This window comes from Nostocoides sp. (assembly GCF_037045025.1).
Classification (GTDB): domain Bacteria; phylum Actinomycetota; class Actinomycetes; order Actinomycetales; family Dermatophilaceae; genus Nostocoides_A.
This window is the reverse complement of the sequence record NZ_JBAOHM010000016.1, coordinates 93,535-116,213: the sequence shown is the minus strand read 5'-3', so window position 1 is coordinate 116,213 and position 22,679 is coordinate 93,535. Positions and strand designations below refer to the sequence as shown.

At 70.6% G+C, this 22,679-nt stretch carries 24 protein-coding genes and 1 tRNA gene; 19 read left to right on the top strand and 6 right to left on the bottom strand.

The window, feature by feature from the left end:
* Positions 1-5 precede the first annotated feature (5 nt).
* The 3 genes from V9G19_RS23075 to V9G19_RS23065 are packed head-to-tail and all read left to right on the top strand — an operon-like array spanning position 6 to position 1,992.
* Complete coding sequence (locus tag V9G19_RS23075; protein ID WP_462287736.1) at positions 6-518, top strand: FtsB family cell division protein; 513 nt, start codon at positions 6-8, stop codon at positions 516-518.
* Positions 515-1,096, top strand: coding sequence for a DUF501 domain-containing protein (locus tag V9G19_RS23070; protein ID WP_462287735.1), 582 nt, complete (start codon positions 515-517; stop codon positions 1,094-1,096). Before V9G19_RS23075 ends, V9G19_RS23070 begins: the two co-directional genes overlap by 4 nt.
* Entirely contained in the window at positions 1,048-1,992 is a 945-nt protein-coding gene (locus tag V9G19_RS23065) for a Ppx/GppA phosphatase family protein (protein ID WP_462287734.1), read from the top strand. Before V9G19_RS23070 ends, V9G19_RS23065 begins: the two co-directional genes overlap by 49 nt.
* Positions 1,993-2,031: 39 nt before the next feature.
* On the opposite strand, the gene V9G19_RS23060 is transcribed toward V9G19_RS23065, so the two are convergent.
* On the bottom strand, positions 2,032-2,709 hold the full coding sequence (locus tag V9G19_RS23060; RefSeq protein ID WP_462287733.1) for a TetR/AcrR family transcriptional regulator: 678 nt from the start codon (positions 2,707-2,709) through the stop codon (positions 2,032-2,034).
* 175 nt (positions 2,710-2,884) lie between these two features.
* Between V9G19_RS23060 and V9G19_RS23055 the strand changes: the two genes are divergently transcribed.
* From V9G19_RS23055 to V9G19_RS23045, 3 genes are all read left to right on the top strand, one after another.
* Positions 2,885-2,957 (top strand) — tRNA-Leu (locus V9G19_RS23055).
* A 104-nt stretch (positions 2,958-3,061) separates the two neighbouring features.
* Positions 3,062-3,913: a Bax inhibitor-1/YccA family protein gene (locus V9G19_RS23050; RefSeq protein WP_462287732.1), complete on the top strand. Its 852-nt coding sequence runs from the start codon at positions 3,062-3,064 to the stop codon at positions 3,911-3,913.
* Positions 3,910-4,230 carry a hypothetical protein gene (locus V9G19_RS23045; protein ID WP_462287731.1) on the top strand — a complete coding sequence of 107 codons (321 nt, stop codon included), beginning with the start codon at positions 3,910-3,912 and terminating at the stop codon, positions 4,228-4,230. Before V9G19_RS23050 ends, V9G19_RS23045 begins: the two co-directional genes overlap by 4 nt.
* A 38-nt stretch (positions 4,231-4,268) precedes the next feature.
* On the opposite strand, the gene V9G19_RS23040 is transcribed toward V9G19_RS23045, so the two are convergent.
* The gene (locus V9G19_RS23040) at positions 4,269-5,327 is read right to left on the bottom strand and encodes an SGNH/GDSL hydrolase family protein (RefSeq protein ID WP_462287730.1); all 1,059 of its coding nucleotides are present in this window, start codon (positions 5,325-5,327) and stop codon (positions 4,269-4,271) included.
* Positions 5,328-5,549: 222 nt separating this feature from the next.
* Between V9G19_RS23040 and V9G19_RS23035 the strand changes: the two genes are divergently transcribed.
* From V9G19_RS23035 to V9G19_RS23015, 5 genes are all read left to right on the top strand, one after another.
* Positions 5,550-7,124 carry a circularly permuted type 2 ATP-grasp protein gene (locus tag V9G19_RS23035; protein ID WP_462287729.1) on the top strand — a complete coding sequence of 525 codons (1,575 nt, stop codon included), beginning with the start codon at positions 5,550-5,552 and terminating at the stop codon, positions 7,122-7,124.
* A complete protein-coding gene (locus V9G19_RS23030) occupies positions 7,118-8,050 on the top strand; it encodes an alpha-E domain-containing protein (protein WP_462287728.1) in 933 nt (310 codons plus the stop codon). The genes V9G19_RS23035 and V9G19_RS23030 overlap by 7 nt, the downstream gene beginning before the upstream one ends.
* A complete protein-coding gene (locus V9G19_RS23025; protein ID WP_462287727.1) occupies positions 8,047-8,892 on the top strand; it encodes a transglutaminase family protein in 846 nt (281 codons plus the stop codon). Before V9G19_RS23030 ends, V9G19_RS23025 begins: the two co-directional genes overlap by 4 nt.
* Before the next feature lie 14 nt (positions 8,893-8,906).
* Positions 8,907-9,296, top strand: a complete 390-nt coding sequence (locus V9G19_RS23020; RefSeq protein ID WP_462287726.1) for a DnaJ family domain-containing protein — start codon at positions 8,907-8,909, stop codon at positions 9,294-9,296.
* A gap of 93 nt (positions 9,297-9,389) precedes the next feature.
* Positions 9,390-10,712: a glutamate mutase L gene (locus V9G19_RS23015; protein WP_462287725.1), complete on the top strand. Its 1,323-nt coding sequence runs from the start codon at positions 9,390-9,392 to the stop codon at positions 10,710-10,712.
* 3 nt (positions 10,713-10,715) lie between these two features.
* Here V9G19_RS23015 and greA read toward each other — a convergent pair whose 3' ends face one another.
* Complete coding sequence (gene greA / locus V9G19_RS23010) at positions 10,716-11,210, bottom strand: transcription elongation factor GreA (RefSeq protein WP_462287724.1); 495 nt, start codon at positions 11,208-11,210, stop codon at positions 10,716-10,718.
* 159 nt (positions 11,211-11,369) lie between these two features.
* Positions 11,370-11,741 (bottom strand): DUF4307 domain-containing protein, encoded by a 372-nt coding sequence (locus V9G19_RS23005; RefSeq protein WP_462287723.1) that lies wholly within the window; start codon positions 11,739-11,741, stop codon positions 11,370-11,372.
* A gap of 63 nt (positions 11,742-11,804) precedes the next feature.
* Here V9G19_RS23005 and mca point away from each other — a divergent pair, with 63 nt between their 5' ends.
* The 8 genes from mca to V9G19_RS22965 all read left to right on the top strand — a co-directional run bounded on the left by mca (position 11,805) and on the right by V9G19_RS22965 (position 20,559).
* Complete coding sequence (gene mca, locus V9G19_RS23000) at positions 11,805-12,746, top strand: mycothiol conjugate amidase Mca (RefSeq protein WP_462287722.1); 942 nt, start codon at positions 11,805-11,807, stop codon at positions 12,744-12,746.
* Positions 12,747-12,754: 8 nt separating this feature from the next.
* Positions 12,755-12,988, top strand: a complete 234-nt coding sequence (locus tag V9G19_RS22995) for a hypothetical protein (protein WP_462287721.1) — start codon at positions 12,755-12,757, stop codon at positions 12,986-12,988.
* A 21-nt stretch (positions 12,989-13,009) separates the two neighbouring features.
* A complete protein-coding gene (locus V9G19_RS22990; protein ID WP_462287720.1) occupies positions 13,010-13,771 on the top strand; it encodes an isoprenyl transferase in 762 nt (253 codons plus the stop codon).
* A gap of 256 nt (positions 13,772-14,027) precedes the next feature.
* On the top strand, positions 14,028-15,404 hold the full coding sequence (locus tag V9G19_RS22985; protein ID WP_462287719.1) for a PhoH family protein: 1,377 nt from the start codon (positions 14,028-14,030) through the stop codon (positions 15,402-15,404).
* A gap of 168 nt (positions 15,405-15,572) precedes the next feature.
* Positions 15,573-16,271, top strand: coding sequence for an aggregation-promoting factor C-terminal-like domain-containing protein (locus V9G19_RS22980; protein ID WP_462287718.1), 699 nt, complete (start codon positions 15,573-15,575; stop codon positions 16,269-16,271).
* Positions 16,272-17,250: 979 nt separating this feature from the next.
* Positions 17,251-17,760: a SigE family RNA polymerase sigma factor gene (locus V9G19_RS22975; protein ID WP_462287717.1), complete on the top strand. Its 510-nt coding sequence runs from the start codon at positions 17,251-17,253 to the stop codon at positions 17,758-17,760.
* The gene (locus tag V9G19_RS22970) at positions 17,757-19,103 is read left to right on the top strand and encodes a Kelch repeat-containing protein (protein WP_462287716.1); all 1,347 of its coding nucleotides are present in this window, start codon (positions 17,757-17,759) and stop codon (positions 19,101-19,103) included. The genes V9G19_RS22975 and V9G19_RS22970 overlap by 4 nt, the downstream gene beginning before the upstream one ends.
* Before the next feature lie 577 nt (positions 19,104-19,680).
* Positions 19,681-20,559, top strand: coding sequence for a hypothetical protein (locus V9G19_RS22965; protein ID WP_462287715.1), 879 nt, complete (start codon positions 19,681-19,683; stop codon positions 20,557-20,559).
* A gap of 137 nt (positions 20,560-20,696) precedes the next feature.
* On the opposite strand, the gene V9G19_RS22960 is transcribed toward V9G19_RS22965, so the two are convergent.
* Positions 20,697-21,989, bottom strand: coding sequence for a protoporphyrinogen/coproporphyrinogen oxidase (locus V9G19_RS22960; protein ID WP_462287714.1), 1,293 nt, complete (start codon positions 21,987-21,989; stop codon positions 20,697-20,699).
* Between the two features lie 7 nt (positions 21,990-21,996).
* The gene (locus V9G19_RS22955) at positions 21,997-22,650 is read right to left on the bottom strand and encodes a PIG-L deacetylase family protein (RefSeq protein WP_462287713.1); all 654 of its coding nucleotides are present in this window, start codon (positions 22,648-22,650) and stop codon (positions 21,997-21,999) included.
* Between the last annotated feature and the right edge of the window lie 29 nt (positions 22,651-22,679).

Genomic DNA, 22,679 nt, shown 5'->3' with positions numbered 1-22,679 from the left:
CCCGGATGCCGCCGCCTTCGCGCCGTCCCCCGACCTCGCGCCCACGAGGCCGCGGCGACGGGGACCGCGCGGCCGCGCGCAGCCTCAGCCGGGTCACCGCCCCGCCGGAGTCCGCCGGGGCCCGCTCGGCCTGGTCCGTGCGCCGGTTCATGGTCGTTGCCTCGGTTGCCCTGCTGCTGCTCGTCCTGCTCGGCCCGACGCTGAAAAGCTATCTCAGCCAACGCAGCCAGATCTCTGCCCTGCGTGAGCAGGTCAGCGCCCAAAAAGCCGACGTGGCGTCGATGGAGCGAGAGAAGGCGCTGTGGGCGACCGATGGCTATGTCGAGCAGCAGGCGCGCGAGCGGCTGCGGATGGTCCGGCCCGGGGAGAAGGCCTACACCGTCCTCGACCCGACCCAGGCGGCGGCGGAGCAACTCGACGGCCGGGCGGCCGGTATCGGGGCCGGCCACCCGTGGTATGGCCAAATCTGGGAGTCGGCCAAGCTCGCCGACAATCCCCAGCTCGCCTCCGGGAAATGAGCGACGCCGACCCCGGGCCAACCAGCACCGAATCGATCCGTGCCGCCGACATCGTCGCCGTCGAGCGCCAGCTCGGCCGCCCTCCTCGGGGCGTGCTGGCGGTCGCGCACCGGTGCCCTTGCGGGCGTCCCGATGTCGTCGCGACGGCAGCACGGCTGCCGGACGGCACGCCCTTCCCGACGACCTTCTATGTCACCTGCCCGCGGCTGACCGCGGCGGTCAGCACCCTGGAGTCCGCCGGGGCCATGCGCGAAATGCAGCAGCGGCTGGCCGACGACGCGGGGTTGGCTGCGGCATACCAGCTGGCGCATGCCGATTATCTGCGTCGTCGGGCCGAGCTGTCGCCCCGGCCGGTGCCCGAGATCGACGGGATCAGCGCCGGCGGTATGCCGGCCCGGGTCAAGTGCCTGCACGCGCTCGTGGGGCACGCGCTGGCGGTCGGGCCCGGCGTCAACCCGGTCGGCGACCAAGCCCTGGACCAGCTGCCACCCTGGTGGGAGCCCGGGTCGTGCGCGGAGGAGGAGAGAGCATGCGCGTCGCCGCGGTCGACTGTGGCACCAATTCGATCCGGTTGCTGATCGCCGACGTCGACCGGCAGACGCGCGTGGTGCGCGATGTCGTGCGGGAGATGAACGTCGTTCGGCTCGGGCAAGGCGTCGATCGAACCGGTCGCCTCGATCCCGGGCGAATTGCGGCCGCACTACAAATGGCGACCGTCTATGCCCACCGATGCCGTGAGCACGAGGTCGAAGCGGTCCGCTTCGTCGCCACCTCCGCGTCGCGAGACGCCAGCAACGCGGCGGAGTTCGTCACCGGGGTCGAGTCGGCCTTCGCCGACTTCGGGATCAGCCCGCAGGTCATCTCCGGCCAGGAGGAGGCGCAGCTCTCCTTTGCCGGAGCGACCGGCGACCTGCTGGTCGCCGGCGTCCCGGGCCCCTACCTGGTCGTCGACATCGGTGGCGGCTCGACCGAATTCGTTCGTGGCGGCGACCGCGTGGAGGCGGCGATCTCGACCGACGTCGGCTGTGTGCGGCTGACCGAACGACACCTTCGGGACGACCCGCCAACTGCTGCGCAGATCGCCGCGGCGCGCGGCGACGCCGATGCGGCGCTGACGCGGGCGGCTGATGCCGTGCGCTTACCGGGAATCGGCGCGCTGATCGGCCTCGCCGGCACCGTGACGACGATCACGGCCCACGCCCTGCGACTGGAGGCCTACGATGCCGCCCGGATCCACCTGAGCACGCTCGAACCCGCCGAGGCCGTGGCCGCCGCGAGCGACCTGCTGCACCGCACGCGAGCCTCCCGGGCCGCGCTGCCGTTCATGCACCCCGGCCGCGTCGACGTCATCGGGGGTGGCGCGCTTGTGTGGCAGGCGATTATCGAGGCGGTGGTCGCGGCGGCCGGTCCGGTTCCGGTCGTCACGTCCGAACACGACATCCTCGACGGGATCGCGCTGTCGCTGCTCGACTGATCAGCAGGAGTCGAGGTCAGTAAGTGTGATCGTGGTGACCTAGCCGCCGGCTATCCCATCGGCGTCGATCAAGGCGCTGATGCCGTGCCAGGTCAGGCTCATCACCATCTCGGTGGCTGCGTCCGCATCGACAGTGGGTCGCTCGGCCCGCCAGACGGCAATCCGCTCACACGCGCCGATGAGGCCCTCGACGACTCCCTCAAGCTGCCCCGTCGGCAAGGTTCCAAACGCCGGAACCCGGCGCAACTCGTCCACCAGGCTGGCGCGCTGCTCGCCGCGGGCCGCCTCCACGGTCGGTGCCGCCAGGCCACCGACCTGACCGTCGCGGATGAACCGCCGCCAGGCCAGGGCGTGCGCGTCGGCGAACTCGAAGTAGGCGCGGACGCCGGCACGGAAGCTCTCCTCGGCGCTCGCATCGGGCCGCACAGCACGCACACCGCCGGCGACGGCGTCGGCGAGGTCGAGGCTTGCCTGCTCGATCACGGCCGCGAGCAAGCCCTCCTTGGAGCCGAAGTGGTCGTAGATGACCGGCTTGGTGATCCCGGCTTGCGCGGCAATCATGGCCATGGTCGTGTTCGCAAAGCCCCGCTCGGCGAAGATGCGCTCCGCGATGCCGATCAGCTGCCGTTCGCGCGCCTCGCGGCTCAGCCGCGGCCCCCGCGGCGACCCCGGGCGTGGTCCGCGGCGACGAGTCGGGGGCAGCACCCTGCTCGTCACGGTGTCAAGCCTCCTCCCCTAGCTTCGGTGCCGGCGTCGAGGGAACATTATTCTTGACAACCGACTACATGAATATCGCACGATTTCCCGTCGGCGTCATGTTGAGTCGGTCACCCGGCGGACGCGGGGCAGGTCGGCGCCGAGTTGGCTGGCGCCGCGGCCGTAGGGTGGTGGCGTCCCCGTAGCCCAACGGCAGAGGCAGGCGACTTAAAATCGCCGCAGTGCGGGTTCGACTCCCGTCGGGGGCACGTGTCCGCAGGCAAAGCGGGAACAATCTGGGGCACCATACGTTGCAATAAACAGCTGTGGCCACAACACTCGGCCACGCCACGTCTCCTTGGAGGACGCCCCTATGGCGAGTAACCCGGTGTTTGACCGGATCGAGAAGGACTCCCGCAGCGGCTACGCCGGCTTCGGGAACACCGCCCCTCAGCGGGGCTACCCGCAGCAGGGTTACGGCTACCCGGGCGGCCCGATTTCGGACGGCCAGCTGGAGGACATGTACAACCGGCCCTCCGCCGGCCCGGTTCAGACCGGCCGGGTCACGATGGACGACGTCGTGATGAAGACCCTCACGCTGTTCGCGATCGTCCTCGGCGTCGGCGCCTTCGGCTGGATCGTCTCCGACCGCAGCCCGGCGCTCGGGCAGATGTTCTGGATGGGCGGCATGATCGCCACGCTCGTCCTTGGTCTGGTCATCGCGTTCAAGAAGACCGTCAGCGTCCCGCTGATCATCGCGTATGCCGCAGTCGAGGGCCTGTTCGTCGGCGCGGTGAGCAATTTCTTCAACGACTTCTATGGTGAGGGCCTGGTCAGCACCGCCGTCGTCGCGACCCTGGCGACCTTCGCCGGCATGTTCCTCGCCTACAAGTCCGGGCTGATCAAGGTCACCACCAAGTTCCGGCGCATCCTGACGCTGATGATCTTCGGATACGCGATCTTCGCCGTCGTCAACTTCATCTTCGCAATGATCAGCAACACCCCGTTTGGGTTCGGCGGCACCGGCGCCCTCGGCATCGGCATCTCGCTGTTCGCGGTCGGCCTGGCCTCGTTGTCGCTCGCGCTCGATTTCGACTCGATCGACCATGCGATCCGCACTGGCGCCCCGCAGCAATACTCCTGGCTGCTGGCTCACGGCCTGATCGTCACGCTGGTCTGGCTCTACATCGAGTTCCTGCGCCTGCTCGCCCGGCTGCGGGAGTGATCCCGGCCCTCCCGAGGGAGGTCGACACCGAACTGACGCGCCTGGCCCGGCGGTGGCAGCAGCTGCCGCTGGGTCAGGCGCTCGCGTCTGCCCCGGTCGTGCGCGCACTGATCGAGACGCATGCCGCGCTGCTCCACCCCGACACACCAGTCCCCGACCTCGGCCCGGCCGCGATCATCGACCAGCTGACCGTGCTCACCACTGACGCCGTGCTCGCCGGCCGGCTCTCGCCGCACGCGGCGAGCGCCGACCTGGCCGGGCTGCGTCGCGCCCTCGCCCCGGCCGAGTACGAGCCAGGGGTGCAGCGGACGCAATAACCGCCGACGGACGCAAAAGCTCTTGCGCCCGCCGGCGATTATTGCGTCCGCCTGGGGTCTGTTGCGTCCGCGACTTCGGAGCCAGGCTCGATCGCCTTGGGCACCGGCGCGGCCCGGCGCAGCAGACGGACCGCCCACCGGCCGCGGGGGCCGCGAGCGGTGCCGGCGACGTCGGTGCCGCTGACCTCGGTGCCGGGGACGAGCACCGCCTGCCCGGCGGCGACCGCCACCGGGGTGATCGACTCGCCCCGGCGCGGCTCCGGCAAGCGGTCGAGAGTGTCGCCGCCGGCCCAGACGCCGAGCGCCGCGCAGACCGTCGGCAACAGCACGGCGGCGACCCGGGCATAGCCGGCGGGGGAGGGGTGGAACTGGTCCTTGCTGAACAAGATCGCCGGGCTGGTCTCGAACTCCGCGCCGAGTAGGTCGCCGAGCGAGACCGTCCGCCCGCCGGCCTCGACGACGGCGACGGTCTGGGCGGCTGCCAGGTCGCGGCTCCATCGGCGCAGCAGCGCCTTGAGCGGGTGCGGGATCGGTTGCACGGTTCCCAGGTCGGGGCAGGTCCCGACGACGACCTCGCTGCCCATGCCGCGCAGCCGGCGCACGACCGCCTCCAGATGACGCACTGACGTCGAGCGATCGATGCGGTGGGTCACGTCGTTGGCGCCGATCATGATCAGCGCGAGGTCGGGCGCGTCCGGCAGCCGGTCGAGCGCGTTGGCCAATTGCCGGTCCAGGTCGCCGGACTCGGCACCGACGACCGCCTCATTGGTCAGCCGCACCGGGCGGCCGGTGAGCGCGGCCAAACCCCCGCTGATGATCCCGCCGACGGTTTGCTCGCCGTGGTCGGCGCCCATCCCGGCCGCGGAGGAGTCCCCGAGCACGACGATGTCGAGTTCCTCGCCCACCCCGCTGCCATAGACGCGGTCGTCGTCCGGTGCGCCGTCGAACGGACGCCCCACGGTTTTGCGTGCGATCGCCGCTTCGACCTTGATCACGCCATAACCGAGCGCGCCGAGCGCCCCCACGGTCGCGGCCAGCCCCCCGCCGCCGTATGCCGCGCTCGCGGCGATCCGCCGTGCCCTCCTGGCCCGTCCCATGACCCCTCCTCGTCGGTGAGAGTCGACTGCGGTTCCGCAAATATTCAACGCGCACCGGCGCCCGACCGATCCCGCGAACACAAGAGCGTCCATCCTGACGAAAAAGCACGGGTGAAGCCACCAAATTCGCCAAGTTGTGACCGACTTGCCACCTGCGGCTACCCTGGCCAGCGATGATCGGCGGTTACGCGGCTGTAACACGGGCGGGTTAGCCTGCGCGTCGTGACGGGACTCTTCGACGGTTACCAGCCGTCCGCGGGTGCCTACGACGAGATGTTCGACGGGCCCATGGTGCGTGCTGCCTACACCGCGATCTATACCAGGATGCAGCGGCTGCGCGGCGAGGAGGTGCACTCGCGCGCCGACTTCCTCGCCAACTCCTATGTCGCCGAGGGCGTCACCTTTGACATCGGCGGCGTCGAGCGGCCCTTCCCCATCGACCTCGTGCCGCGGGTGATCCCCTCGAAGGACTGGAACACCGTCGAGGCGGGGGTCAAGCAGCGGGTCAAGACCCTGGAGGCCTTCCTCGACGATGTCTATGGCGCCGGCGCCGTCTTCCGCGACGGGGTCATGCCGCGCAGCGTGGTGACCAGCTCACCGCACTTCCACCGGGTGGTCGCCGGAATCACGCCACCCAACGGCGTGCGGGTCCACGTGTCCGGCATCGACCTGATCCGTGATGCGGACGGCACCTTCCGGGTGTTGGAGGACAATGCGCGCATACCGTCGGGTGTCTCCTATGTGCTGACCAACCGGCGGGTGATCTCCTCGGCCCTACCCGAAGTCATCTCCAGCCACCGGATCCGCCCGGTCGATCGCTATCCGCAGCATCTGCTCGCCGCACTGCGCGCCAGCGCCCCCACCGGCATCGCCGACCCAACCGTCGCCGTGCTCACGCCCGGCGTCTACAACTCCGCCTACTTCGAGCATGCTCTGCTGGCCCGGCTGATGGGCTGCTGGCTCGTCGAGGGCCGCGACCTGGTCTGCCAGTCGGGGCGGGTGATGATCCGCACGACCCACGGCCTACAGCCGGTGCACGTCATCTATCGGCGGGTCGACGACGACTTCCTCGACCCGGTCTATTTCCGCAAGGACTCCCTCCTCGGATGCGCCGGGTTGGTCAACGCCATCCGGGCCGGCAATGTCACGATCGCCAACGCCATCGGCAACGGCGTCTCCGACGACAAGCTCGTCTACACCTACCTTCCCGACCTGGTCCGCTACTACCTGGCCGAAGAACCGATCCTGCCCAATGTCGACACCTGGCGGCTGGAGGATTCGGCCCACCGCGAGGAGGTGCTCGACCGCCTCGAGGAGTTGGTCCTGAAACCCGTCGACGGCTCCGGCGGCAAGGGCATCGTCATCGGGCCGCAGGCCAGCCCGGCGGAGATCGACGCGATTCGGGCCCGCATCGTCGAGGACCCCCGCGGCTGGATCGCCCAGCCGGTCGTCCAGCTGTCCACCGTCCCGACCCTTGCCGGCACCTATGCCAGTCCCCGGCACGTCGACCTGCGGCCGTTCGCCGTCAACAACGGCGGTGACGTGTGGGTCCTGCCCGGTGGGCTGACCCGCGTCGCCCTCGGCGAGGGGGAACTCATCGTCAACTCCTCTCGCGGCGGCGGTTCCAAGGACACCTGGGTGATGTCCGGCTCCGGTTTTGCCCGCGGGGTCGAGGTCCCCAAGACCCCGATCCGGGTCGCCTCGCGGCCGGTCATGCCGATCGCCGCACCGTCGACGGGCAGCCACGAGCAAGGGCAACTGCAGCAGCAGGGCCGAACGGATGGTGGGCCATGCTGAGCCGGATCGCCGAGTCGCTCTTTTGGATCGGCCGCTATCTCGAGCGTGCCGAGGACACCTCCCGGCTCCTTGAGGTTCACCAGCAGCTGCTTCTGGAGGATCCCGTCGTCGACCCCGAGGCCCAGGTCGACGGGCTGCTGGCCGTCATGGGCATCGAGGTTGGGCAGGACGAGCCGCGCACCTTCGAGACCGTGCTGCGGCTGCTGGCGCACGACCCGGGCTCCCCGTGCTCGATCGCCGCGTCGGTCGACGGGGCGCGGGAGGCCGCTCGCCGGGCCCGAGAGACCGTCTCGACCGACATGTGGGAGGCGATCAACACCTTCTATCTGACCATCCGCGAGGGGGACCTGGAGGCGTTGCGCCCGCGGGAGGCCTTCAAGATGGTCCGTGAGCGGTGCGCGATCATCACCGCGATGGCCGACAACACGATGAGCCACGACCAGGGCTGGCAGTTCCTCGTCCTCGGCCGCAATCTGGAGCGGGCCGACATGACCGCACGGATGATTTCCTCGGCCGCCTTCAGCGCCGGCTCCCCGTATGCCTGGCAGACGACGCTGCGGGCGTGCGGCGCCCACCACGCGTTCACCCGTTACTACCAGGGCCGCGACTCCGACCGCGCGGCCGCCGAGTTCCTCATCGTCGACCGGCTCTTCCCGCGCTCGATCGTCTTTGCGCTGACCGGCGCCGAGACCGCGCTCGGCAACCTCGACGTCGGGGAGCGGCGGGCGGGCTTCTCCGGGGACGCCTCCCGCGAGCTGGGCCGGGCGCGGGCCGAACTCGAATACACCCCCCTGGAGGACGTGGTGCGCGATCTGCCCGGCGCGATGCGGCGGCTGGAGGATCACTGCGGCCGCGCCGGCGAGGCGATCGCGCATCGCTACTTTGAGGGCGCGGCCGCGATGCAGTGGCATGGAGGCGCCTGGTGAGCACCCAGCTGCGGATCGTCCACCGCACCGGATACACCTATCCGGGAGGGGCGCACGCCTCCTACAACGAGGCCCGGATGACCCCCCAATCCAACACCGACCAGGTCGTCCTGCACTCCCGGTTGGATATCTCACCCACGCCGTGGACCTACTCGTACGTCGACTATTTCGGCACGGCAGTCACCGCCTTCGAGGTGCACGAACGGCACGAGCGCTTGCAGCTGGTTGCCACCAGCACCGTTGAGGTGCGTCGCGACACCGCGAAGCAGGCCTCGGCCTCCTGGCAGACGCTGCGTTCCCCGGAGGTGACCGGCGTCCGCGGCGAATGGCTGGAGGTCACCGAGCTGACCGACCCGGGGGAGGAGTTGACGGCATACGCGAGCGGCTTGGCCGCGGACTGCGCCACGCCACAGGAGCTGGTCGATCGGGCGATCGAGCGGTTGCGCGCGGAGATGACCTATCAGCCGGGCGCTACCGGCGTGCATACCCGGGCGGCGGATGCGTGGACGGGGCGCCGCGGCGTCTGCCAGGACCACGTGCACCTCGCCCTCGGCGTGCTGCGCACCGCCGGCATCCCGGCGCGCTATGTCTCCGGATATGTCCTGCCCAAGCGCGCCGCGGCCCTCGGGGTCCCCACGACCGGCGAGTCGCACGCCTGGCTGCAGTGGTGGGGAGGCGAGTGGATCGCGGTCGACCCGACCAATGGGAACACCCCCGACGATTTCGCCGTCGACGTCGGCATGGGACGCGACTACCGCGATGTCACGCCGCTGCGGGGCATCTTCACCGGCGTGCGCACCTCCTCGATGTTCGTCGAGGTCGAGATGACCCGGCTGTCCTGATCGCGAGCCAGCCGATGCTGCCCTATGAGTCCCATATTGAACGGCTGATCCGCGAGGCGACCGAACGCGGCGAGTTCGACAACCTGCCCGGCGCGGGGAAGCCGCTTAATCTCGGTTCCCCGGACGATCCCGACTGGTGGATCAAGAAGAAGCTGCGCGACGAAGGGCTCGACACCGCGGGCGCCTTGCCGCCGGTCGTCTCGCTGCGCCGGGAGGCGGCCGGCTTCCCCGAGTCGCTGCGCGAGCTGCGCTCCGAAGCCAGTGTGCGCCGGGTGCTCGCCGACTTCAACGAGCGGGTCAAGGCCGACCGGCTGCGCCCCCGCGATCCCCGCTTCCCGCCGCTGGTCGCCCCCCTGGTCGACATCGAGGCGATGCTCGAGCGCTGGCAGCAGCTGCCGCGTTGAGCACCCCCCGCGTTGCATGGCGTTCACCCCGACCCCTTATCGTGACCGCCACATCGCCTGGGTGACCGGTATTCGGCCAGGAAGGGGACGCCCGTGTCCACAGGGCCCATCCTGTGCATTGACGTCGGCTCGACGTTCACCAAAGGGCTGCTCGTCGATCCCCGAGACGGTATGCCGCTCGGCGCCGCCGCCGTCCCCACGACCCTCACCGACGTGCTGATCGGGATCGGGGCGATCCGCCGCGAGCTCGCCGTTCCCGAGGCGGCCCGGACGCTGGTGTGCTCTTCGGCCGGTGGTGGGTTGCGGCTGGCCGTCGTGGGCTACGAGCCGAGCGTGACCGCCCTGGCCGGCCAGCGGGTCGGGCTGTCCGCCGGCGCGCGGGTGGTCCACATCGTCGGCGGTCCGCTCGACGCCGCGGGTGTCACGGCGCTGCGGGCCGCCCATCCCGACCTGGTGTTGCTCGTCGGCGGCACCGACGGCGGCAACGCCGAGATCCTGCTGCACAATGCTGCCCGGATCGCCACCGCCAAACTCGCCGTCCCCGTCGTGCTGGCCGGCAATGCCCACGCGCGGCCGCAGGCGCAGGAGCTGCTCGCGGCCACCAGGCGGCGAGTCGTCGTCGCGGACAATGTCCTGCCGCGGATCGGGGTGATCGAGCCCGAGTCGGCCCGAGCCGCGATCCGCGAGACCTTCCTGCAGCACGTCATCGGGGGCAAACAACTCTCGCGGTCCCCGGAGTTCGCCCGGCTGGTGCGCTGCGCCACCCCGGACGCCGTGCTGAGCGGCATGGCGGTTCTCGGTGACGGCCTGCCCGGTGACGCGATGCTCATCGACATCGGCGGCGCGACCACCGACGTCTACTCGGCGATCGACCCCCGGCCCGGCCCCGAGCGCGTCGCCGAGATCGCCCCGACCCCGCGCCACTACCGGACGGTCGAGGCCGACCTCGGCATGCGCTGGAGCGTCCCGGGCGTCATCGAGGCCGCCGCCCGGGAAAACCTCCCGCTCTCACCCCGCACGCGAACGTATGCCGATCGCGTCGCCCGGCACGTCGACCGGCTGCCGCGCTCGGCGCCGGACTGGGAGCACGAGCTGGCAATCGCGACGGTCGCCGCGGTCGTCGCGGCACGCCGGCACGGCCGGCCGGCCGGCCCGGGCCAGGCGCCGCGCGCGCTGCGGGATGTCACCGTGCTCATCGGTTCCGGCGGCGTGCTGCGGCACGCCCCGGACGGCCGGGGCAGCGAGCCCCTCGGTGCTGTGCTCGGGGATCACGGCGGCGGGTGGCTGGTGCCGCGCGAGGCGCGGGCGGACGTCGATTCGGCATACGTCCTGTTTGCCGTCGGATTGCTCGCGAGCGAGCACCCGGGCGCGGCCCGCGGCCTGGCCGCCGCGCTGGCGGCCGAGACCGCCGGGTGAGCGTCAGCCGGTGTAGGGCGTGGCGTCCTTGACCGTCACCTCGATGGTCTTGCCGTTGGGTGCCTCGTAGCTGGTTGTGTCGCCGACCCGCAGCCCGTTGATCGCCGCCCCGAGCGGGGAGTTCTCGGAGAAGACCTGGATCGAGCCGTCGGCGATCTCGCGCGAGCCGAGCAGGAAGGTCTCCTCCTCGCCGAACAGTTCGACGGTCACGACCATGCCCGGCTCGACGACACCGTCGTCGGGGGGCGGGGTGTCGCCGATGACCGCCGTGTCGAGCAGCTGGGTCAGCTGGCGGATCCGCAGCTCGAGCTTGCCCTGCTCCTCACGGGCCGCGTGATAGCCGCCGTTCTCCTTCAGGTCACCCTCGGCGCGGGCCGCCTCGATCCGCCGGACGACCTCGCTGCGCCGCGGACCCTCCAGTTCCTTCAGCTCGTCCTGGAGTCGGTCATACGCCTCCTGGGTCAGGTAGGCGCCCGTGCTGGTCGCGCTCTCGGTCATCGGTCGTGCTCCTTGCTCAAGTGTCGGCTTGCGCCGTGCCCCGGTCAGGTCCCAAGGGCCCAAATAGTGCACCGGGGCGGGGGACGAGACTCGTCCGGCGCCGCGCCCGGTGCGGGATGAAAGCCGCAAGTTTACCGCACCGCCGCCGAACGGCCCGAGTCAGGAGGTCACGCAGCGGGTGACGGTGCCGGTCACCGCGCGGGCGGTGGTGCGGATGACCTCGGTGTGCGTCACCTGACGTTGCGGCCCCGCGGGGATAACGACATCGGCAAGCCCAACCGCCCCGAATCGCACGTCCATGGCCTTGACCGTGCAGGTGACCTCGGTGTCGGCCGGCCGGTCGATCCGGAAGCTGACCTCGACGTGCGCGTCGTCGCGGACGGCATACGAGGTGGTCTGCCAGGACACCCGGCCCAGCGTGGCCGACAGTCCGAACCAGACGGCGACGGCGAGCATCGCCAGGCAGCCGAGAACGCCGACGATCCACCAGGTGCGGGTGGGCGCCGCAGGGGAGGCCGAGGCAGCGGACATCGGGCAGGCTCCGTCGATGAGAGGATGACCCGATCATGTCATCGCCCCCCGGAGGAAGAAGCAATGGCCCGCGGAATGCGGCTGCTGTGTGTCCACGCCCATCCCGACGACGAGTCGAGCAAGGGCGCGGCGACGATGGCCAAGTATGTCGACTTGGGCGTCGACGTGCTCGTCGTCTCCTGCACCGGCGGCGAGCGCGGCGACATCCTCAACCCGCGGCTGCAGAACGACCCGCACATCCTGCGCGACCTGGCGCAGGTGCGCCGGGATGAGATGCGGGCGGCCCAGGAGGTCTTGGGTGTGCGGCATACCTGGCTGGGGTTTGTCGACTCGGGGCTGCCCGAGGGTGACCCGCTGCCGCCGCTGCCGGAGGGGTGTTTCGCGCTCGAACCGCTGGAGGTGACCAGCCGGGCGCTCGTGCGCGTGATCCGGGAGTTCCGCCCACACGTGCTGACCACGTATGACGAGCAGGGCGGTTATCCCCACCCCGATCACATCATGTGCCACGACGTGTCCACCGCCGCCTTCGACGCCGCCGGCGATGCGGCCCGCTTTCCCGAGGCCGGCCCGGCGTGGCAGCCGCTGAAGATGTACTACAACGGCGGGTTCAGCCGCGCCCGGATGCAGGCCTACCACGAGGCGCTGCTCGCGATCGGCGACGAGAGCCCGTATGCCGAGTGGCTCGAGCGCCGCGGCGACCGCCCCGACCGGCGGGTCACCACCCGCATCGAGTGCGCCGACTGGTTCGAGCGGCGCGACCGGGCGCTGCTCGCCCACGCCACCCAGATCGACCCCGACGGTTTCTTCTTCAAACTCCCGCGCGAGACCCAGAGCGAGGTCTGGCCCTACGAGGACTACGAGGCGGCGGCATCGTGTGTGCCGATCGACCCGGACGAGGACGACCTGTTCGCCGGGCTGGGCGAGCCGGCCGCGGCCGATGCGCTGGCGGCCAGTTGCCCTCCGCTCGTCTATGACGAGCGTGTCCCGCGGGTGGTCGCCGTATGATCGAGAATGTGCCGATCATCGGTCTTGCCGGACTCGCGTTGCCGGCCGCCCCGGACAACCAGGAGCACTCCTCGGGCTTCCTCGGGTTCCTTGTCATCTTCCTGCTCGCCCTCGCGGTCTATCTCCTCGTGCGCAATATGACCGCCCGGTTGCGGCGGATGAACTATCGCCACGAGGAGGAGCTGGACCCGCAGACGGGCGCGCCGCGGGCGGGCGGCGACGGCACCTCCGCTCGTCGCTGAGCCCGGCGAAGGAGCGGCGCCGTGTCGGTGGGGGATGTCGTCTATGCGGCATACGAGCGGCGCCTGGTCCGGCGCCTGAAGCGGGCGGAGTTGCCGCGGCACGTGGGGGTCATGCTCGACGGCAACCGGCGCTGGGCCAAGCTGCGCGGGAAGGACTCCAAGTCCGGCCACCAGGCGGGCGCGGACAAGATCGCGACCTTCCTGTCTTGGTGTGAGGACGCCGGCGTCGAGGTGGTCACGCTGTGGCTGCTCTCGACCGACAACCTGGCCCGGCCGGAGGCCGAACTCACCCCCCTGTTGGAGATCATCGAGCAGGCCGTCAGCGACCTCGCCGCGACCGGCCGGTGGCGGATCAACCCGGTTGGGGCGGCCGAGCTGCTGCCTGAGCGCACCGCCCAGAGCCTGCGCGCCAGCGCCCGGCGCACGGCGCATGTCGAGGGGATGACCGTCAACGTCGCGGTCGCCTACGGCGGGCGGCAGGAGATCACCGACGCGGTGCGGGCGCTGTTGCTGCAGCGGGCCGCCGCCGGCCAGAGCCTGGAGGAACTGGCCCGCAGCCTGACGCGCGAGGACATCGCGGGCAACCTCTATACCTCCGGCCAGCCCGATCCCGACCTGGTCATCCGCACCTCGGGCGAGCAGCGGCTGTCCGGGTTCATGCTGTGGCAGAGCGCGCACAGCGAGTTCTACTTCTGCGAGGCCTACTGGCCCGACTTCCGGCATGTCGACTTCCTCCGGGCGCTGCGCTCCTATTCCGAGCGGCACCGCCGCTTCGGCGGATAGCCGCGACCACGGAGGATCACCGGCAGTTCGCCGACACGCCACCCAAAATGCCCGGTCGAGGTGCTGAGCCGACATAGCGTGCGGCCAGGCGACGGCATCCGCCGGCGCCGCGGGAGGCCTGGTGACTGAGCGCGCAACCACGTCGCAGACGAGCCGGCACCGGCTCGGCGCTCACCGCCGGGCCCGGTCCCGGCATACCCCCTAGCTGCGGCGCTGCGCGCCCCCGGGGGGTGCAGCGTCCCGAGGAGCCCGACCCATGGCCACCGCCTCTGGTTCGACACCCCGCGTCACCGCATCCGACACCTCCGTCCACGGCCCGGCCGGAATCACGCCGGCCGGCGAACCCCGCCGCACCTATGTCGTCGACACCTCGGTGCTGCTGTCCGACCCGCGGGCGATGATCCGCTTCAAGGAGCACGCGGTCGTCCTGCCGGTTGTCGTGGTCACCGAGCTCGAAGGCAAACGTCATCACCCGGAGCTGGGCTACTTCGCCCGTAGCGCCCTGCGCGTCCTGGACGACCTGCGCATCGAGCATGGGCGCCTGGATGCTCCGGTGCCGATCGGGGGCGATGGCGGCAGCCTGCGCGTCGAACTCAACCACAGCGACGCGGCCGCCCTGCCGGCCGGGCTGCGGCTCGGCGACAATGACACCCGGATCCTCTCGGTGGCCAAGAACCTCGCCGACGAGGGTCACCTGGTGACCGTGGTCAGCAAGGACCTGCCGATGCGGGTCAAGGCGTCCTCGGTCGGGCTGGACGCGCAGGAATACCGCGCCGAGATGGCCGTCGAGTCGGGGTGGACCGGGTTCGCCGAGCTCGACGTCAGTGCCGACGACCTCGACACGCTCTATGCCACCGGCCGGCTCGAGTCGGACATCGCAGCCGAGTTGCCCTGCCACACCGGGCTGCGGTTGCTCTCCCCACGTGGCTCGGCGCTCGGGCGGGTCGGCCCGGACAAGCAGGTGCGGCTCGTGCGTGGCGATCGCGACGCCTTCGGCCTGCACGGACGCAGCGCCGAACAGCGGATCGCCCTGGACCTGCTGCTCGACCCCGATGTCGGCATCGTCTCGCTCGGCGGGCGCGCCGGGACCGGCAAATCGGCCCTCGCGCTGTGCGCGGGGCTGGAGGCGGTGATGGAGCGCCGTGCCCACCGCAAGGTCGTCGTCTTCCGCCCGCTCTATGCCGTCGGCGGGCAAGAGCTTGGCTACCTGCCCGGTACCGAGGCGGAAAAGATGAACCCCTGGGGCCAGGCGGTCTTTGACACCCTCTCCGCCGTTGTCAGCACCGAGGTGATGGATGAGGTCATCGACCGGGGGATGCTCGAGGTCCTCCCGCTCACCCACATCCGCGGCCGCTCCCTGCACGATGCCTGGGTGATCGTCGACGAAGCCCAGTCGTTGGAGCGCAATGTGCTGCTCACCGTGCTCTCTCGGATTGGGCAGAACTCCAAGGTCGTGCTCACCCACGACGTCGCCCAGCGCGACAACCTGCGGGTCGGCCGCCACGACGGGGTTGCCGCGGTCATCGAAACCCTCAAGGGCCATCCCTTGTTCGCGCACGTGGCGCTCAGCCGCTCCGAACGCAGCCCGATCGCCGCGCTCGTCACCGATCTCCTCGAGGGGATCGAACCTTAAGCCCAATAACCACAATTTGCTCTCGCTTTCAATCGTCGGTTACGATCTCGTTTCGATAACGGCGCGTATGCCGCCCCGGCCGCGCCGTCGCGGCTCTCCCGCCCGCTGACGTCCCCCCTCGTCGCTGCCCGCGTGGCCGGGTTCGACGAGTCAAGGAGCCTTCCCCAGATGGCTGTTCAGCCCCCGCGCGGCGTCGCGTTGCCCGAGCGGGACCAGCGCCCGCGCCTTGCCCGCAGACGCGCGGTCGTCCTCGCGGCGTTCGCCGCCACCAGCGCCGCTTCCGTCGGATTGGCCGGCGTCGGCATCTCCTCCTCCTCGGCCGCCGATCGGCATACCCTCTCGGCGGCCACCACCGCGGCCGGGCTCGCCGCAGGTCAGCAGCGCGAGGCCTCGGCCGATGTCAGCGCGCTCGTCGCCGGCCGCACCGAGGTCCTCGCCGCGCGCGACGCCCAGCGCGCCGACATCCGCCACCGTGTTGCCGCGGCCAAGCAGGCCGCCGCCGCCAAGCGCGCCAAGCAGGCCGCCGCCGCCAAGCGCGCGAAGGCCCTCGCCGACGCCCAGAAGAACCCCAAGGCCGTCGCCAAACGCCTGCTCGACGACTACGGCTTCGGCGCCGACCAGTGGAGTTGCCTCTCTCGCCTATGGGTCGGCGAAAGCAACTGGAACTACCGGGCCGCCAACTCCTCCTCCGGCGCCTACGGCATCCCCCAAGCCCTCCCCGGATCCAAGATGGGCGCCGTCGCCGACGACTGGAAGACCAACCCCACCACCCAGATCCGGTGGGGCCTGAAGTACATCAAGGACGTCTACGGCAGCCCCTGTGGCGCCTGGGGCGCCTGGAACGCCCGCTACCCCCACTGGTACTGAGCCCTCTGGCTTCTCTCCTCCTCCCGCTCGCCGCGAGCCCCCGCTGGCGCGGTGCCTCGCGCTCCCGGTCATCGTCGCGAAGCCGCCCTCTGGCTTCTCTCCTCCTCCCGCTCGCCGCGAGCCCCCGCTGGCGCGGTGCCTCGCGCTCCCGGTCATCGTCGCGAAGCCGCCCTCTGGCTTCTCTCCTCCTCCCGCTCGCCGCGAGCCCCCGCTGGCGCGGTGCCTCGCGCTCCCGGTCATCGTCGCGAAGCCGCCCTCTGGCTTCTCTCCTCCTCCCGCTCGCCGCGAGCCCCCGCTGGCGCGGTGCCTCGCGCTCCCGGTCATCGTCGCGAAGCCGCCCTCTGGCTTCTCTCCTCCTCCCGCTCGCCGCGAGCCCCCGCTGGCGCGGTGCCTCGCGCTCCCGGTCATCGTCGCGAAGCCGCCCTCTGGCTTCTCTCCTCCTCCCGCTCGCCGCGAGCCCCCGCTGGCGCGGTGCCTCGCGCTCCCGGTCATCGTCGCGAAGCCGCCCTCTGGCTTCTCTCCTCCTCCCGCTCGCCGCGAGCCCCCGCTGGCGCGGTGCCTCGCGCTCCCGGTCATCGTCGCGAAGCCGCCCTCTGGCTTCTCTCCTCCTCCCGCTCGCCGCGAGCCCCCGCTGGCGCGGTGCCTCGCGCTCCCGGTCATCGTCGCGAAGCCGCCCTCTGGCTTCTCTCCTCCTCCCGCTCGCCGCGAGCCCCCGCTGGCGCGGTGCCTCGCGCTCCCGGTCATCGTCGCGAAGCCGCCCTCTGGCTTCTCTCCTCCTCCCGCTCGCCGCGAGCCCCCGCTGGCGCGGTGCCTCGCGCTCCCGGTCATCGTCGCGAAGCCGCCCTCTGGCTTCTCTCCTCCTCCCGCTCGCCGCGAGCCCCCGCTGGCGCCTCCCAGAACGAACCGAACGGGTGCTTGGCTGCATCCAGTGAGTGACGGCACAGTGCCGTTGCGGCGGTCGAACGCGGTAGGAGGGCGGGTGGACACGGACTTCGGGCAGTTCGCGGGGTCCGCCTGGCCGCGCCTGTACCGCTCGATGTATGCCGTGGCTCGCGACCGGCAGGCCGCCGAGGATGCAGTGCAGTCGGCGCTGATCAAGACCCAACTCAACTGGGATCGCGTATGCGACGCGGAGGAACCGCTCGCCTACGTCCGCCGGATCGCACTCAACACTCTCCTGGCCGAACGCCGCCGCCCCTGGGCCCGGCGCGAGATCACCATCCCCAATCACGACCTCATGCCGAGCGGCAGTGTGCCTGCTGCCCAGGACGGTGTGCCGGCCCGCATCGGTGTGCTCGACGCGATTCGGGCGTTGCCGCCGCGCCAGCGGGCGATCATCGTGCTGCGCTACTACGACGACCTGAGCGAGTCCCAGATCGCCGATGCGCTCGGGTGCCGCCCCAGCACGGTGAAGTCCCAGGCCGCGGCCGCTCTGGCAACCCTGCGCCGCACACTCGGCGCAATCGACCTCGCGGAGGAGAACCAATGACCAGCACGGAGGAACTGGTGCGGGCCGCCCTGCGCGAGACCCTGGACGACCTGAGCGTCCCGCCGGTGCCGCCCGGACTCGTTGACGGGACGGGTGGCCGCGGCAATCGTGCCGGCATCGCGCGACGAACGTTGGTCGGTGCCGCCACGGTCGGGGTCGCCGGTGTCGTCGGCGTAGTCGTGGTCAGCCGCACGCGGGAGGCACGGGAGGATCCGGCGATCACGACGTCGCGGCCGACGCCATCCGGTTCCGCGGCGATTCGGCCGCAGATCGGGTCCTGGCAGCGGCTGCCGGACCCACCGATGGCGCCGCGTCAGTTGGCCCGGGCCGTGACGGTCGACGGCAGGGTGGTGGTGCTTGGCGGTCGTGCCGAGGCCAGGTCGTGCCGTTATGAGAACAACTCCGAGCCTCCACCCCCGGAGCCGGACGGAGCGATCCTTGACCTGGCCTCGCGCCGATGGACCCGGATCTCGGTGGACCCGCGCGATGTCGTGGCGCGTGCCTGCGTCGCCGCCAGTGGGCTGGTAGTGGCCGGTGGCGGGGACGACCGCCCCTGGGCCGGCCTCGACCCGGTCGGCGGTAGCTGGCACCGATTCTCCGCAGCGCCATTGCCGTGGGCGACCCCCCGGGCCGGCGACGACCGCTACGCCTATTTCGTTCGAGGGACCGACGAGGACCTCGAGTCCGAGGCCGATGCAGTGAACCCGACGCCGGCCCGCGTGGCCATCCTGGACGTGCGTACGGGTGACTGGACGCTGCTCCCGCCAGACCCACTCGGACCCAGCTTCGAGCGTTCGCTCGCGCCCACCCCCGCCGGACTGGTCGTGCTGTCCAAGCAGCTCACGGTCACTCATGACCCCGTGTGGCCGCGCTTCTTGCGGGCGGCCATCTATCGACATCGCCAGTGGGAGACCCTTCCACCGCTTCGGTGCATCGGCACCGGCCAGTGGCAGTGGACCGGGCGCCGACTGGTCTTGGCCGCCCTCTCTTGGGGTCGGGCCGACGTGCCCCAAGACCCCCGCGGCGACTCCCCGTTCCATGGCTGGCTCGATCCGGTATCCGGCCGCTCGGGCCCCTTGCGCGGGGTTCCACAAGCAGATGGGTCTCCGACGTCGCATGACCTCGCTGGCGCAGAGAAGAACCTGATCCTCGCCTCCGAGTGGCTGTATGACGATGCCACCGAGACGTGGACCGCAGTCGGCTCGCTGCCGCGCCCGCACACCACCGGCCATGCCACCACCTTGGCCGGCGGCCGGATCGTCGTCGTCGGCGGCTTCTTGGACAGCGGCGGCTGCGACGACCCCGACGGGCTGACAAACGCGTCGTGGATCTCGTCGGGCTAACGTGCGACAAGGTGACCTGCGAAAGGTGAGGTATACCGCACCCCTTGCAGGACAGGTCAACTGGCCCGCACCGGGGTGACCTGCGAAAGGTGAGGTATACCGCACCCCTTGCAGGACAGGTCAACTGGCCCGCACCGGGGTGACCTGCGAAAGGTGAGGTATACCGCACCCCTTGCAGGACAGGTCAACTGGCCCGCACCGGGGTGACCTGCGAAAGGTGAGGTATACCGCACCCCTTGCAGGACAGGTCAACTGGCCCGCACCGGGGTGACCTGCGAAAGGTGAGGTATACCGCACCCCTTGCAGGACAGCCCCGCAGGTCAGAAGGTCACCCGGACGTCCACAGGCCGGGGGGCCCATGGTCGACAGTTGTCCACAGGATCAGCACGGTGGCGTTGCCGGACTCGGGCGGGCGGCCGACCATGGGCCCATGTCAGCAAGTGAGAATGGGGTAACCGAGCAGGGTCGCGAAGGTCAAGCATGCGGGCAGGGTCGCGAAGGTCAGGCATCCGGCCGGGGCCGAAAGGGTCGGGCAGCGGCTGCGCGCCGGAGGTGGCGGCGAGAGCTGGCGGAACGGTTGGCCGCCGAGCAGGGCGGCGTCGTTCACCGTGGGCAGCTACGCACGGAAGGCATCTCCCGGTGGGAGGTGCGCACCGAGATCGCCTCGGGGCGCTGGGCGCGGGCCGGGCGGCATACGATCTGCGTCGGCGCCCGCGAGCCGAGTGGAGCCGGGCTGTGGTGGCAGGCCATATGGGAAAGCGGTTCGGGCGCCGCCCTTCTCGACGGCGCGTCGTGCTTGGTGGCCAGCGAGATGACTGGGTTCGAGCCGGACGTGATCGACATCAGCGTGCCCGTCAAGGCACGCACTCAGGAGGTCTCGGGCGTGCAGTTGCGCCGCCGGCGCAGACTTACCCCAACGCGTCGAGGTGGCGTGCCGCGCACCGAGGTGGAGGTCGCAATGATCCGGGCGGCCCAGCTCGCCACGAGCGACCGGCAAGCCGCGCTGCTGTTGTGCCTGCCCGTGCAGCAACGGCTCACCACCCCCGTCCGGCTGGTTGCGGAGTGGGCACACGCCGCCTGGTGCCCGCGCAATCCCTTGTTGGAGCAGCTGATTCGCGATATCGCCGACGGCGCCCACTCGCTGGGCGAGCTGGATTTCGCGGGCCTGTGCCGAGAAAGGGACCTGCCCGACCCGATCCGCCAACAGCTGGTTCGAGGTCCCAAGGGTCGCCTGTATCTGGACGTCGAGTTCGCCTGCGGCCTCGTCGTGGAAATTGACGGCGCCCAGCACTGCGCCGGGCTGCAGCCCCTCGACGACGCGCTGCGTGCCAACACCGTGTCCCTGCGCAACCGACTCGTCCTGCGCATCCCGCTCGTCGGCCTACGACTGTGCCCCGACGCCTTCCTCGCTCAGGTAGCCGAGGCCCACCGCCAGCGCCTGGCCCAACCCGCCTGAGCCGAGCTGGCCTGTCCTGCGAGGCGTGCCGTATACCTCACCTGCTGCAGGTCACCCCGCCTGAGCCGAGTTGCGCCGTCCTGCAGGAGGTGCCGTATACCTCGCCTGCGGCAGGTCACCCCGGCGAAAGGCGCGCGTCAGAACTGTTCCGGATGCCAGTAGACGTCCTCGGGGTGACCGTGCAGCGCGGCGTCGACCGCCTGGCGGCCCTGCAGATAGCAGTAGTCCTGGTTGGAGGACTCATAGCGCCAGCCGCCGAACCGGCCGCGGCTGTAGATCCCCTGCGTGGTCAGGTGGGCGTCGACTTCGCGCAGCACGTCGTCACGCCCGATGGTCGGGACGGGGTAGCCCATCTCGATCCGCTGCACGAACCGGCTGACGATCCGCGCGGCGTCCAGACCCAACCTCCCGAGGGAGTCGATCACCCCGGCCAGGGCCGCCACGCCCGACACGGGTGAGCCGCCGAGGACCGGCACCTCGCACAGGACGTTCCAGCGCCCGGGCCCGGAATTGCCGGGGTCGTAGTTGCTCAGCATCGTTGCGCGATACCACGACACGGCTCGGTCAGGGCAGTAGAGCCAGCTCTTGTCGGCCAGCGGCTCCGGTGGGTCACCGAGCACGCCGAGCCCGACGGCATACAACGTGCTCGCGCGCAGGGCGGCGCTGCGGGCACCCAGACCGGCCCAGGCCAAGGCGGTGGTCGTCGGGATGCTCGTGATGCAGTGCTCATAAGGGAGGGTGGTGCCGTCGCCGAGGCTGGCGATGCGTCGCGCCGTGTCGAGCGAGACCACGCGTGTGCCGAGCCGCATCCGGTCCATCGGGGTTAGCTTCTCCGCGACCGCTCGCCACAGGGCACCGGTTCCGCCGACGGGATAGGGGAAGGTCGACTCGACGGCGCCGATCGTCCCGGCGAGAGCCAGCCGCGGGACGTTGCGGGCGTCGCTGCCGCTGCGCAGCGAGGTCCAGCTGTCGTCGATCTCCTCCAGCGGGGTCGTCCACATCTTGTGGTTGTAGGGCTCGAAGAAGCTCCGGTAGAGCCGCTCGCCGAAGTGGTTGCGGTAGTAGTCGGCGAGGTTGGCGATCGGGGCGTCGGGGAGCAGGTCGGTCGGCAACTCATCGAGTTGCTGCTGGATGGGCGTGGGCACCAACGCTTCCGGCCCGGTGCCCTCGAGCCACACCCACCCGTTGCGGGTGACCGCATTCAGCTGCACGCCGGCGTCGGCGACGGCCTGGTCGAATTCGGGGAAATGGCTGTGGATGACGTGCCCGCCGAGGTCCCAGGTGAAGCCGCCCGGGTCGGTGATCGACGCCGACATGCCGCCGACGTGCTCGCCGGCCTCGACCAGGACATAGTCCACGCCGAGTTCGGTCAGACGGACGGCCGCGCCGAGTCCGGTCGCCCCGGCACCGATGATGAGGAAGCTCGTCATGGTGTCCTCAGATGTCCAAAACCAGTCGGGCCGAGCCGAATCCCTCGGCGAACGTGCGCCGGCACAAGAAGCCGTAGTGTTCGGCCGAGCTGCGCACCCAGGACACACTGATCGTCAGGCTCGCTGCCGCCTGGGAGGCATGGCACATGAGGGCGTCGACCTTTTTCTCGAGAGTGTCGGAGACGTCGACGTATGCCGTGGGGCTGAATCCCAGCGCGGACGGCCCGCCGTAGGTCATGATGGTCGATACCTGCCGGGCCGCGCCGAGGGTGCATTGAGCGACCGCCCGGTGGTCTTGGTGACTGTCCTCGATCGTGTGCGTATAGACGATCGTCGCCTGGGTCTCGTTGAGCACTCGCTCGATCAGGTGAACCAGCTCGAGTTCCTGCAAGGAGACCCGGCAGTCGAGGAACCCTTCTCCCCAAAGCAGCCGGTCCACCCCGAGCGTCTCGGCGGCCCGCTCTTGCTCGGACTCGCGCAGATGCGTCTCACCGGGGCCCTGTTCGCCCCTGGTGACGACAAGCATCGTCACCTCGTCTCCGGAGCCGATGTGCCGGGCCAGAGCGCCACCGCACCCCAGCTCGATGTCGTCCGGATGAGCACCGATCGCGAGCACCCGCCGCTTCTTGGCCACGCCGGCCACACCCTTCCCCGAATACAACCAACCCCTGTCATTCGGACGATAGTGGT